This is a genomic window from Amycolatopsis palatopharyngis (assembly GCF_003385185.1).
Lineage (GTDB): Bacteria > Actinomycetota > Actinomycetes > Mycobacteriales > Pseudonocardiaceae > Amycolatopsis > Amycolatopsis palatopharyngis.
The window spans coordinates 1-12,498 of record NZ_PQHZ01000088.1 but is presented as its reverse complement, the minus strand read 5'-3'; the positions used below and the strand labels follow the sequence as shown (position 1 = coordinate 12,498).

11 protein-coding genes are annotated in these 12,498 nt (G+C 67.4%); 3 read left to right on the top strand and 8 right to left on the bottom strand.

The annotated features are described in order from the left end of the window. The 8 genes from mptB to D0C15_RS32760 all read right to left on the bottom strand — a co-directional run. Positions 1 to 1,639 (bottom strand): polyprenol phosphomannose-dependent alpha 1,6 mannosyltransferase MptB (gene mptB / locus D0C15_RS32795; protein WP_170161380.1); only part of this gene is annotated, 1,639 nt, incomplete at its 3' end. Positions 1,640 to 1,793: 154 nt separating this feature from the next. Next, positions 1,794 to 3,461: a nickel ABC transporter ATP-binding protein NikE gene (gene nikE, locus D0C15_RS32790; protein WP_116051944.1), complete on the bottom strand. Its 1,668-nt coding sequence runs from the start codon at positions 3,459 to 3,461 to the stop codon at positions 1,794 to 1,796. Beyond that, positions 3,458 to 4,369: an ABC transporter permease gene (locus D0C15_RS32785; protein WP_170161379.1), complete on the bottom strand. Its 912-nt coding sequence runs from the start codon at positions 4,367 to 4,369 to the stop codon at positions 3,458 to 3,460. Before D0C15_RS32785 ends, nikE begins: the two co-directional genes overlap by 4 nt. After that, a complete protein-coding gene (locus D0C15_RS32780; protein ID WP_245976493.1) occupies positions 4,366 to 5,370 on the bottom strand; it encodes an ABC transporter permease in 1,005 nt (334 codons plus the stop codon). Before D0C15_RS32780 ends, D0C15_RS32785 begins: the two co-directional genes overlap by 4 nt. Before the next feature lie 37 nt (positions 5,371 to 5,407). Further along, the gene (locus D0C15_RS32775) at positions 5,408 to 7,216 is read right to left on the bottom strand and encodes an ABC transporter substrate-binding protein (RefSeq protein WP_425455456.1); all 1,809 of its coding nucleotides are present in this window, start codon (positions 7,214 to 7,216) and stop codon (positions 5,408 to 5,410) included. 190 nt (positions 7,217 to 7,406) lie between these two features. Then, the gene (locus D0C15_RS32770; protein ID WP_116051942.1) at positions 7,407 to 7,631 is read right to left on the bottom strand and encodes a hypothetical protein; all 225 of its coding nucleotides are present in this window, start codon (positions 7,629 to 7,631) and stop codon (positions 7,407 to 7,409) included. A 175-nt stretch (positions 7,632 to 7,806) separates the two neighbouring features. Beyond that, positions 7,807 to 8,508 (bottom strand): TetR/AcrR family transcriptional regulator, encoded by a 702-nt coding sequence (locus D0C15_RS32765; RefSeq protein WP_116051941.1) that lies wholly within the window; start codon positions 8,506 to 8,508, stop codon positions 7,807 to 7,809. A 38-nt stretch (positions 8,509 to 8,546) separates the two neighbouring features. Next, positions 8,547 to 9,380: a pentapeptide repeat-containing protein gene (locus tag D0C15_RS32760; RefSeq protein WP_116051940.1), complete on the bottom strand. Its 834-nt coding sequence runs from the start codon at positions 9,378 to 9,380 to the stop codon at positions 8,547 to 8,549. 180 nt (positions 9,381 to 9,560) lie between these two features. Here D0C15_RS32760 and D0C15_RS32755 point away from each other — a divergent pair, with 180 nt between their 5' ends. The 3 genes from D0C15_RS32755 to D0C15_RS32745 all read left to right on the top strand — a co-directional run bounded on the left by D0C15_RS32755 (position 9,561) and on the right by D0C15_RS32745 (position 12,270). Then, positions 9,561 to 10,034: a hypothetical protein gene (locus D0C15_RS32755; protein WP_116051939.1), complete on the top strand. Its 474-nt coding sequence runs from the start codon at positions 9,561 to 9,563 to the stop codon at positions 10,032 to 10,034. An 84-nt stretch (positions 10,035 to 10,118) separates the two neighbouring features. Beyond that, entirely contained in the window at positions 10,119 to 10,946 is an 828-nt protein-coding gene (locus tag D0C15_RS32750) for a M55 family metallopeptidase (protein WP_116051938.1), read from the top strand. After that, positions 10,939 to 12,270 carry a M20/M25/M40 family metallo-hydrolase gene (locus D0C15_RS32745; protein ID WP_116051937.1) on the top strand — a complete coding sequence of 444 codons (1,332 nt, stop codon included), beginning with the start codon at positions 10,939 to 10,941 and terminating at the stop codon, positions 12,268 to 12,270. Before D0C15_RS32750 ends, D0C15_RS32745 begins: the two co-directional genes overlap by 8 nt. The last annotated feature ends 228 nt before the right edge of the window (positions 12,271 to 12,498 follow it).

Here is a 12,498-nt window from a genome sequence, read left to right as displayed (position 1 = left end):
GTCGGGGATTGGTATCAGAGACAGCTTCGGGGGTGGCGCCAGGGTCTTCGGGAGCGGGCGCTTGGTCTTCGGGCTTGCGCCATGCGGCGATCAGGCCCAGCGGGTCAGGCCGGAGCAGTGAGGCAGCGGCGTAGAGGCTGGCGGCGACCACGATCGCGATGAACCACCAGTCGTAGAGCGCCTGCTCACCCGTCGGGTAGTAGACCAGTACGAGGACCACCGAGACCGCGACCACGATCGCGAGGTGCCTGCGCTGCCACGGGAACGTCGAGGCGATGACGAAGCCCCAGGTCAGATACCAGGGCAGGGTGGGCGGTGCGAGGATCGCCACGGCCAGCAGGGTCATCGCCATCCGCAGGATGGCCTCGTTCCCGCCGTGCCGCGCCAGCCACCACTGCCGGACCGCGAACACGGCGAGCAGCACGTACGCGATGAGCCGGGCGACGGTGACGAACGGCGAGGACGGCACTTCGACGAGCAGGTGCACGAGGTTGTAGACGATCTCGCCGATTCCGGTCGGGAAGTTCAACCAGTTCGTGATCAGCGTGGGTGCTTCCATCCCGCTGATCCAGCCGAGGTTGAACGAGCCGAGGGACAGCCAGGTGCCCGACACGAATATGGCACCGAAGATTCCCAGCGACGGGGTGACCGCACGGAAGAAGTTACGCCGCAGGTTGTCGCCGGGAAGGTGATTGGCCCAGATCCAGACCAGGAACGGCAACGCCAGCGCCGCGGTCGGTTTGATCAGCATGCCGACGGTGACCAGAACGATCGCCAGCACATGCTTGCGTTCCAGTGCGGCAAGGACACCGATCGTCAGGAAACCCAGCATCAACAGGTCGTTGTGCGGACCACCGACGAGGTGGATCACGGTCATCGGGCTGGCGATCGCGAGCCACATCGTGACCGGCAGCCTGCCGCCGAGGTGGCGGACCAGCCTGGGCAGCGCCCAGAGCATCATGCCGAGGCCGATCAGCAACACCAGGCGGGTGATGATCACGCCGAGGATCATGTTGTTGCCGGTGAACCCGACGATTCCCTTTGCCACCAGCAGGAACAAGGGACCGTACGGGGCGGGAGTGGTCTGCCACAACGAGTGGACGTTCTGCACCACGTCGGGCAGGACGTCGAGCTCCGCCGGACCGTTCGCGTACGGGTCGAGCCCGTACAGCAGCTGGGCCCCCTGGCCGAGATAGGAGAAGACGTCCCTGGTGAACAGCGGCGGCGAGATCAGCAGCGGCGCCATCCAGCAGCCGGCCGCGATCAGCACCGGCCGGGTGCCGACCCGGCGAGCGAGAACGTAACGACCCAGTCGTACCCAGGCCCACACCACCAGGGCGAAGCCGACGTACAGCATCGCCGTGGCGAGTGCCTTGCCGTGGCCGTACCGGATCCACGACAGCGGGCCGTGCCCCAGCACCGGGTCCCGGATCAGAATGCCCCCGGCACCGAGTGCGGCGAGCATGAGCAGAGTGCTGCCGACGGCGCCCATGGCGATCGTGCGATACGGGAATCGCGAGGGCTCTCCCCCACCCGCTGAGGTGTGGTCGTCGCTCGGCGTACCGGCAGCCGCGTCGGTGGAGCCGTGTGCGGCTCCAGTGGATCCGGCCCCCGGAACGGGGTCTGTGGTGGTGGCCATGTCGGGTATTGAGATTACACACCAGCCGGTGGGCCCCGTCGGGAACGGGCGCTTTGCCCGCACCGACACCCTCGCACTTTCCCGGGAAAGTGCGGCTGTTCGCGACAACTGCCCAGGACTGTTTCGCGCTTTCCCGGGAAAGTGCGAAACAGGTTCACCCGGGTGTGGGAACGTTCGTTCCGCTGGGCAGCGCCGCCAGTAACGACCTCGTGTAGTCGTGCCGCGGGGTGAGCAGCACCTCCTCAACGGTGCCGACCTCCACCAGTTCGCCGCGATACATCACCGCGACCCGATCGGCGATGTTCCAGGCCAGTCCCAGATCGTGCGTGATCACCAGCGCGGCCAGGCCCAGTTCCCGGCGCAGCCGGAGGAACAGGGCGAGAATCTCGCCGCGGACCGACGCGTCGAGCGAGGCGACGGGTTCGTCGGCGACCAGCACGCTCGGATCCAGCGCCAGTGCCCCCGCGATCACCACCCGCTGCCGCTGCCCGCCGGAGAGTTCGTGCGGCATCCTGGACATGAACCGCTCGGCCGGCCGCAGCTCGGCCGCTTCCAGTGCCCGAGCGACGAGCTGACGTTCACCCGATCCCGTGAGGCCGTGAATACGTGGCCCCTCGGCGACCGCCTCGTACACACTGTGCCGGGGGTTCAGCGCGCTGGTGGGGTCCTGCAGCACGAGCTGCACCTCACGCCGGTATGCACGCAGCGCCGACCCCCGCTTCGGCAGTGGATCACCGGCGAAACGCAGGGACCCGGACGAGGGTGGTTGCAGGCCGAGCATCGTCCGCGCGAGTGTGGTCTTGCCCGATCCCGACTGCCCGACCAATGCCACGATCTCGCCGCGGCGGATGTCCAGATCCACGCCGGCCACCGCGTTGATCGGCGCACCCGATCTGTCGCGGAAGCTCACGCGCAGATCACGAGCCGACAACAGCGGCGCGAGGGACTCTTCCGCGCGATCGCGGACCGGCTCCGGCGGTAGCGGGTTGCTGGTGGCGGGAGCGAACCTGGAGACGGGATCGCCGACAGTCGGAAACGCGGCCGCCAGCGCCTTGCTGTGTTCGTGCTGGGGACGGTGCATGACGTCCTGCCCACGCCCCAGCTCGACCACCTGCCCGTCGTACATCACGGCGATACGCGCGCAGGTCGCGGCCAGGACGGCCAGGTCGTGGCTGATCATGATCAGACCGATGTCGTGCTCGGCGACGAGCCTGCGCAGCAGCTCGAGTACCTGGGCCTGCACGATCACGTCCAGGGCCGTGGTCGGCTCGTCGGCTACGATCAGCCGCGGCCGGCAGGCGAGCGCCATGGCGATCATCACCCGCTGCTTCTGGCCGCCGGACAGTTCGTGCGGATAGGCGTTCGCGCGAGCCGTCGGCAGGTCGACCTGCTCGAGCAGCTCTCGCACCCGCGCCTGCACGGCGCTCTCGGAGATCCCGTCTTTCGGCGCGTGCAGGCGAATCGGCTCGGCGATCTGGGCGCCGACCTTGCGCACCGGGTTCAGCGCGTGCATCGCGCCCTGGAACACCACCGACGCCGCCGACCAGCGGACCGCGCGCAGCCTGCCCCAGCGCATCGTACGGACGTCCTCCCCGTCCAGGAGGATCTCGCCGGAGACCGTGGCGGATTTCGGCAGCAACCGGAGCACGCTCATCGCCACAGTGGACTTGCCGGAGCCCGACTCACCCGCTATGCCAAGCGTGTCACCGGCGTGCAGCGTCAGGTCGACGGCCCGTACTGCGTCGACATCGCCCACAGCCGTGCGATACGTGACGCCGAGGTTCCGCAGTTCCAGCAGTGGGACGGACTCCGCGGCGGTCATGCCCGCCCTCCCTGCTTGAGCCTCGGATTCAGGACCATCTCCAGCGCGCGGCCGACCAGCGTGAACGACAGTACGATCACCACGATCGCCAGCCCTGGAGGCAGGATGTACCACCAGGCGTTGGCGGTCACGGCCCCGGAACTCAGGGCCGTCTGCAGCATCGACCCCCAGGAGATCGCGTTCGGGTCGCCGAGGCCGAGGAAGGACAGCGTGGATTCGGCGATGATCGAGTTCCCGACCACGAGTGTCGTGTTGGCCAGCACGAGCGGCATGACCGCGGGCAGCACGTGCGTACCGATGATGTGCGGATGCCCCCCGCCCAGCGCCCTTGCCCGTTCGATGTAGGGCCTGCTCTCGATGGTGAGTGTCTGCGCCCGGACCAACCGCGCGGTGGTTGGCCATGAGGTCACCCCTACCGCGACGATGATCGTCATGATCCCGCGCGGCAGGACGGCGGAGAGCGCCATCGCGAGCACCAGCGAGGGCAGCACCAGGAAGAAGTCGGTGAAACGCAGCAGCAGACCGGAAACCCAGCCGCCGAAATGCGCCGCGGCGATGCCGACCAGCGTACCGATGAACACCGACAACACGGTCGCGGCGAAACCCACCAGCAGGGACACCCGCGCACCCCAGAAGGTCATCAACAGCACGGATCGGCCGTCGACGTCGGTCCCGAGCGGGTAGTCCCAGCTCGGCGCCTGCAGGGGCGTCCCCGTGGCCTTGGTGACGTCCAGCGCGGCCTCGTCGATGAACCACGGAGCCAGCACCGACAGCAAGACGATCAACGCGAGCAGGCCGAGACCGACAAGCCCACCCTTGTTTGTGGTGAACTCGTGCCAGAACGCGGCAGCCGAAGCACGCCTGCGCTGCCAGGTGATCGTCCTCGCGCTCCGCTGCGGCTCACTCACGATTCACGCACCCTCGGGTCGAGCAAGCGGTAGAGCAACTCCGCCGCCAGGTTCATCACGATGACCGACCCGGCGAGCACTACGAACACTCCTTGCAGCACGGGCAGGTCAGGCCCGCTCAGTGCGTCGTAGGTGAGCAGGCCGAGACCTGGCCAGGAGAAAACCGTCTCCACCGTTACCGTGCCCGAAACCACCATGCCGAACTGGAGGAACACGAGCGTGACGGTGGGCAGCAGTGCGTTGGGCACCGCATGCCTGCGGCGCACGAGGTCGTCGCGCAGGCCCTTGGCCCTGGCCGTGGTGAGGTAGTCCGCGTTCATCTCCTCAAGCAACGACGATCGCATCACCAGCATGTACTGGGCATAGATCACCGCGAGCAGGGTCACGCACGGCAGTACCAGGTGATGAGCGATGTCCAGCGCCTGCGCGAAGAAGGCCTCGGGGATGTCCGGAGATCGCATACCCCGGCTCGGGAACAACCCCTGAGTGGCGATCAGCAGCAACAGCCCGAGCCAGAACTGCGGAACCGACCACAGCGTGAGCGCGATACCGGTGTGTGCCCGGTCGAACCCGCTACCGTGCCGCCACGCGGCCCGCACGCCGAGCCACAGTCCGAGGACGATCGCGAGCACCGTCGCGGTACCCACCAACAGCACCGTCGGCCACAGTCGCTCCGCGATCATCGCGCCCACCGGCCTGTTGTACACATAGGACATGCCGAGATCGCCGCGGAACAGCCCGGTCGCGTAGTCGAGGAACTGCTGGAAGAGCGGCTTGTCCACGCCAAGTCGTTCGCGCAACTGGGCGATCTGTTCCGGACTGGTCGGGCGATCGCGGGTCAGGGTGTTCACCGGATCACCGGGAATCATCCGGAACAGCAGGAACCCCAGTACCACGACCAGCCCGAGACTCACCGCCGCGGCGCCGAGTTTGCCCGCGACGAACCGCGCCGTACCACTGCCGCCACGCGGTTCGTCCAGATCGTCCTGCTGCCCCGGCAGCCGGTCAGACGTGCTGACGTCGGTCAACTCGCGCCGCCTATTCCTGGTCCTCTGCGGACTTCCTGCGCCGCGCCACGAGCAGGCCCGCCCCCGCGCCGACGATCAACACGCCCGCACCGATGGCGATCCAGGTACCGCTGGCGCCGCTGCCGGCACCACCGGTCGCCTCCCCCGCTGGAACAGCCCCGTAGAACCCCCACGGACCGGTCTGCTCCATGATCGGGCCGTTGTCGACCGGCTGCTTGGTGAAGCTCTCGAACTTGTCCGAACGGTAGGCCTCGAGCACGTTGTCGTAGTCCAGCACCACGCTGGGTACCTGGTCGTAGTAGCGCGCCTGGGCCTGCCGGACGATTTCCGCCCGCGCGGCCGGATCGGTCTCCGCTCGCTGCCGCTCGTAGAGCCGGTCGTACTCCTCGTCGCAGAAGAAGGCTGCCGTGCTGCTGCTGCCCGCGGTGGCGGGCAGGCTCTCGCAGGCCTGTTTGGCGAGGATGTAGTCAGGATCCGGGTTCGTTCCCCAACCGGACAACGCCATGTCGTAGTTGCCTGCCGAGGTCTTGACGTCCACCTCGTTGTCGGAGACGAGGTCCTTCGTCACGGAGATCCCGATGGCGTCGAGCCAGCCCGCGACATAGTCGGCCACTCGCTGGTCGAAGTCCTCGCTCGCGCGCCCGGTGAGCCGGAACTTCAGTGGCTTGCCGTCCGGGCCGGTGCGGACACCGTCCGGGCCGAGCGGGTATCCGGCCTCGTCGAGCATCGCATTCGCGGCGTCCGGGTCGAACTTGTACGCCTGTTCCGGCGATGGCGCGAAATGGAAGTCCTCGTACAGCGGGGGAACGATACCGCCAGGTAGTTCGCCGTAGCCGCCGACGACCTTGTCCACAATGGTCCGCGGATCGATCGCCATCGCGATCGCCTTGCGCACCCGTACGTCGCGAAGTGCCGGATGGCCGTCGCCGATCGGTTTACGTTCCAGGGTCTGCGCCCCGGGGTTGAGCAGCAGGTCGTTGAACCGGCGTCCCGCCGCCTGATTCGTGGTGATTCCGTCCTTGCCCTTGAGGGAATCGAACTGTGTGGGCGTGAGGCGATTGATGAAGTCGACCTCACTGTTCAGCAGCGCGTTCACCGCGGCATCCGCGTTCTCGTAGCTGACGAACTGCAGTTCGTCGACCTTCGGCGCGCCGCGCCAGTAGTCCGGGTTCGCCTTGAGCTTGACGACCTCGTTCCGGCGGAATTCGGTGATCAGGAATGGGCCGTCCCCCACGCCTACGTACTCGATCGAGTCGGTTTTGGGGTCGGCCATGTCCTCGACATCGGTCCAGATGTGCTCCGGCACGATCGGCACATCCAGGGCGGTCATGCTGGCCTGCGGTTCCTTGATCTTGATGACCAGGGTCCGCTCGTCCGGCGCAGTCACGCTCTCGAAGTTCGTGACGTAGCTGCCGTTGGCCTCGGCCGCAGCGGGGTCCTCCATGATGCGGTTGAACGTGAACGCGGCATCGGCCGCCGTCACCGGTTGCCCGTCGGACCAGGTCATGCCCTCACGGATGGTGAACGTCCAAGTGAGACCGTCCGCCGAGGACTCCCACTTCTCCGCGACCCCGCCGGTCGGGGTCGCGTCCTCCGCGGAGGGCAGCGTGAGGAATTCCCAAGCCATCCGGCCGATCATGGCGCTGGAGGAGAAGCTCGCGAGGAACGGGTTGAGGTGGTCGACTTCCTGGACCAGCGCGACCCGGAGCACGGTGTTCTCCTGCGCCTGCGCCGGGGCGACAAAAGGCCCGGCCACCAGCAAGGGAGTTGCGAGCATGGCCACCGTCGCCCGGACATGTCTCCGCTTGATGCCCCACATCTTGACCACCGCGTTCCTCCCAGGGTTACTGCCGAAGACGAAAAGTAACCACATAGGGGCGTAAGTGCGCAATATCTCCCCAACACGGTAGGTGTCCGATCGTTGCCTTCACGTGCCCGATCGTCACCGTGCGGAGGTACCCGGTCACGGGGTGTACAAAGGTGGCAGGCGGCGTGCCATCAGGCGGCCATCAGGCCTGCTCGGTGTCGCCATCCTGTTCGGTTGGCTCAGCCTTCTCGGCGGCGGGAACCGTGGCAGCGGCGGCCGAGTCGCGATGAGGTGCCTGGTCTGCCGCATCCTGAACGCCGAGAGCCGCCCTCCCCTCGGCGTAACTGCGAGCGATGGCGTCGTGCGCTTCGCGTTCGCTTCGATCCAGCCAGGCGCGGAAATCCGTCGACTCCGACACAGTGCTCACCCCTCGTTGTGGCCGGTCACGCCGATCCGGCGGCGACTGGCCGCGGGCCCCCTCTGGCTCCACAGCCGGCTCGGACTCCGCACTGCTACCGACGTCCATTACCCACTGTAACTGGTACGGGCTCGTACCCTACAGTTGCTCTCCGCCCTCCGGTATCACCCGAGTGCGTGGTGGCCTACTGCCAGCCGGGAAGCGGCGGTAATGGCTCATCGGGAGCCAACGTGACGCCTTCGCGCTGCAGTACCTGGTCGAGTGTTCCCCAGATCCAGCTGGCCAGCTCGACGACGAGGTCGTCGAGAGGGAGTTCTCCCGGCTCGTCCAACCACCGGTTGGCCGTCGCCTCGACCATGCCGACCAGTCCGAACGACAACGGATCGGCGACTCTGGAGTTCGCGCCGAGAACCTCGAGGTAGGCGGCCAGCAGCCGTCCGACCTGCGCTGCGATGGCCTGCTTGATGTCGGCGACCACGCTTTCCTGGCCCGCCGCACTGGCGGTAGCGCGATGAGCGACGTAGCGGTACAGGTCGGCGTGCCGGGCCAGCCAGTTCACGAAAGTTCGCACCGCCCGGTCGATCATGTTCCGCGCCGAACCCGCGGGCTCCAGGAGTACCGGTGCCATATCGGTGAGGATCATCTCGGCCGCACGTTGCCCCACCGCACGGTAGAGGTCGTCGGCATCGTCGAAGTGCCGGTAGAGCCGGGGCCGGGCGACCCCGGCCTGCGCTGCGACCTGTTCGGTGGACACCCCGGGTCCGTGCAGTGCGATAGCCGCGACCGCGGCGTTCACGAATTCGGTACGCCGCTTCTCGCGCTGACCTGTCCACCTGGTGGTTCGACCATCGGTCGTATCGCTGGAGCGGCTGCTGTCCTCGGGCACGCGTCCAGGGTACGAAGCCCGGCTGTGGCGCGGAGAAATTACCAGTGCACCGGTCGGGTGAGTGCGGCGGGAATCTTGGTGGCCGCGTCACCTCTGGCCGCGTTGAGCTGGGACTGGGTGAGGAAAATGCTGCCGGTGAGGTCGGCCCCGCGCAGGTCGGCGTCGCGGAAATCGGCCCCGATGAGATCCGCCGAGCGCAGGTCGGCCTTGCCGAGGTCCGCGGCGATGAGCAGCGCACCGCGCAGGTTGGCTCCGCGCAGGTCCGCATTGCGGAGCTTGGCGCCGACCAGGTCCGCTCCCCTGCGGTTCTTCTTACGCCCTGCGACGCCGGCCCTCACGAGTTCACTGGTACGCAGCAGCAACGCGTTGACCTCGCCCCGATGTCCGGCCAGGTCAAGTTCGGTGAGTTCCTCCGCGCTGCCGAGGGTGTGACGTTCCGTAGCTGCCAGCGCGGCGCGTATTTCGGGGTGGATCGGTCGCGCGCTCGGCAGGGCGAGTGCCTCTTCGAGATACCAGCAGAGTTCGTGAAGCTGGCGCATGATCGGGAGCACGGCGAACATCTGCCGAGCGGTAACCGGGTGCTGCCGCCAGTCCCGTCCGCCGAATGTCGTCTGGGAGATCTTCTGCCCCGCGCCGAAGCAGTCATAGACCGTGCAGCCGGAGAATCCCTTTTCGCGCAGCCGCGAATGAATCCCGCAGCGAGAGTCGGCCAGCAGGTTCGGACAGGGCGTGCCCGCGGGCTTGTCGATGGCGAAGTCCGCCGACGCCGAGAACGGCAACGCGACGCAGCACAGCCCGAAGCAGCTTCCGCAGTCCGCACGGAGGTCCTGACGGCCTGCGCCGGAGGCGGCGGGTTCTGGCTGCTGCTGCACGTGCTGTTCTCCTGCTTCCCGGGAAACTCCGATTCTCCCCGGAACGCTACGTCTGCGGGAACCGGGTGGTGCGCACCGGTTCGCGGTCACAAAACCGCATCAGAGCGGAACTCTGACGCGTGGGATACCGGAGTATGGGCAATTCATGATCGGAGACTGGTGAGGAAGGAGCGCGCACCGATGCAGATTCGCCCGGCCGTTCGGCCCGCGCGCATGGCGATCGCGGCAGGGGCTGTCGTGCTGCTCCCCTTCACCACCGCCGCATGTGACATCGACGGAAACGCGGGATCTGGCGGCGGTTTGGCGGCAGAGCAGATCGTCGCCACCAAGCCGTACTTCGCCGGTGAGGAGTTTCTCGGCAAGACGATCACGCTCGATGACGTCACGGTGACCGACGTGCTGACCCCGAGATCGTTCGTGATCGATGCCGGTGCCTGGGGCGACGACTCGGTACTGATGTTGTTCGTCAGGGACGTCGACGAGGTCCAGGAAGGCTCCATCATCCAGATCACGGGAACGGTGAAGCGGTTCACCTACGGCGGTTACGCGGGCCAGTACGACCTCGCCGAAGCCGAGGCGTACGAGGCCTACGCCGAGGAGGAGTTCCTCGTGGCGACCACCATCGCCACGACGGGACACAGCTCTGAGACGTAGCCGGGCCGTCAACCGGAGTCGAACTCCGCGGGGAAGTCCTGATCGTCACTTGTCTGGACCATGGAAACCGATAGGTTGGCCCTCATGCGGATCATGATCTCGGCCGACATGGAAGGCGTCACCGGTGTCACCTGGACCGATGACGTCGTACCCGGAACCGAACAGTGGCAACGTTTCCGCCGGCTCTTCACCGACGACGTCAACGCGACCATCACCGGCCTGATCGACGGCGGCGCCTCCGGTGTACTCGTGAACGAGGCTCACTCCGCCCAGCGGAACCTGTTGCTGGAGGAACTCGATCCGCGCGCGGCGATGCTGACCGGCAGGCATAAGCCGCTGTCGATGATGCAGGGGATCGACTCCGGCGTCGAGGGCGTCGTCTTCCTCGGATACCACGCGGGCGCCGGTTGCGACGGCGTCCTGTCCCACACCTACCTGGAGAACCAGATCACCGGAGTCTGGCTGGACGGCGAACCCGCCAGTGAGGGGTATCTCAACGCCGCGCTCTCCGCCGAGTACGGCGTTCCGGTGCTCATGGTGACCGGCGACGACAGGACTTGTGAGGACGCGCGAGGGTACGCACCGGACGCCCAGCTGGTCAGCGTCAAGGAGTGCGTGAGCCGGTACGCCGCGGTATGCCTTCCCCCCGCGCGTACCGCGGAACTGCTGACCTCGGCGGCGCGCGAGTGCACGGCGCGGGCGGGTGGGCGCGCACCGGCTCCGAGGGCGCATCGGATCGAGGTGGAGTTCGACGCGAGCCATTTGGCGCAAGCGGCGGCCGTGATCCCCACCGTGGAGCAGATCGACGTCCGCAAGGTCGCGTTCGACGCGCCGGACATGACGGAGGCGATGAAGGCCTTCAAGGTGGTCACGGCGATCGCGGCCGGGGCGGTACAGGGCAAGTATGGCTGAGCGAGTGGTACACGTACCCGCGAGCAGCGACGTGGTGGACATCTGTGCGCGACTGTTGCGGTTCGACACGACCAACTACGGCAACGGTGATTCCGCGGGCGAGCGAGACGCGGCGGAGTTCGTCGCGCAGGTGCTGTCGGACGCCGGTGTCGAGAGCACGATCTACGAGTCGGCGCCCGGCAGGGCCAGCGTGGTCGCCAGGCTGGCCGGGCAGGATCCGACACTGCCCGCCCTGCTCGTGCAGGGACATCTGGACGTCGTTCCCGCCACCGCCGCCGACTGGACCGTGCCACCGTTCTCCGGAGAGATCCGCGACGGCTGTCTCTGGGGTCGCGGCGCCGTCGACATGAAGGACTTCTGCGCGATGGTGCTCGCCGTGGTCAGGTCGCTGGCCACGGCGGGACGCAGGCCACGCAGGGATATCGTGCTGGCCTTCGTGGCGGACGAGGAGGACCGAGGCGAGTTCGGGGCGAACTGGCTCACCGCGAGACATCGTGACCTTTTCGACGGATGTGCCGCGGCGATCAGCGAGTCCGGGGGCTACACCTACCACGTGCGCGCCGCTGACGGGCGACCTGTGCGGCTGTACCCGGTGGCCACGGCGGAGCGGGGAACGGCGCATCTGCGGCTTTCCGCGAGCGGCAGGGCGGGGCACGGTTCGCGCCGTAACGACGAGAACGCCGTGCTGCGTCTCGTCGGCGCTTTGCATCGCCTGTCCGGCCATCAGTGGCCGGTGCGGTTGACGCCCACCGTGACGGCGTTCCTCGAGCGCACGGGCGCGGCGCTTGGGGTCGAGACAGATCTGTCCGATGTCGACGCCACCCTCGCCCGGCTCGGCGCCGCCGCAGGACTCGTCGAGTCCACGGTACGCAACAGCACGACACCGACGGTGCTCGAAGCCGGGTACAAGGTGAACGTGATCCCGAGCGTGGCGACCGCACTGGTGGACACCAGAACCCTGCCGGGCACCGAGGACGACCTGCTCCGCGATATCGACAGCCTGCTCGGTCCGCACGTGCGACGGGAGTTCCTCACCCGGCAGCCCGCGGTCGAGGCGCCGGTCGATTCGGCCTGGTTCTCCGCCATGGCAGACGCACTCCGGTCGCAGGATCCGGGCGCGGTCGTGGTCCCGTACTGCATGGGTGGCGGTACGGACGCGAAAGCCTTCAGCCGGCTGGGCATCGACTGTTACGGCTTCGCGCCGCTCTGGCTGCCGGAGGGGTTTGCGTACCGGGCGATGGCCCACGGCGTCGACGAACGGGTCCCCGTCGAAGGCCTGCGCTTCGGCGCAGAAGTCCTCGACCACTTCTTCACCCACTGCTGACGCCACCGTCCGTCACCCCCAGGGCTTGGAGCGTCTGCAAGTACGCCCAAGCAAGATCCACAGAGCCCTCAACTGCTACCAAGCCGCGCAACTATCCCGCGAGGGTCCGTAACGCGAACGGTGTTTCCGGCGGTGTCGATTAGTAGGTCTCGGTCACCGGCCAGCGGTCACCGAAGGTGATGGAGAACGCGTTGATCACTGGCTTCCAACGCATCATCCATCGTGCCG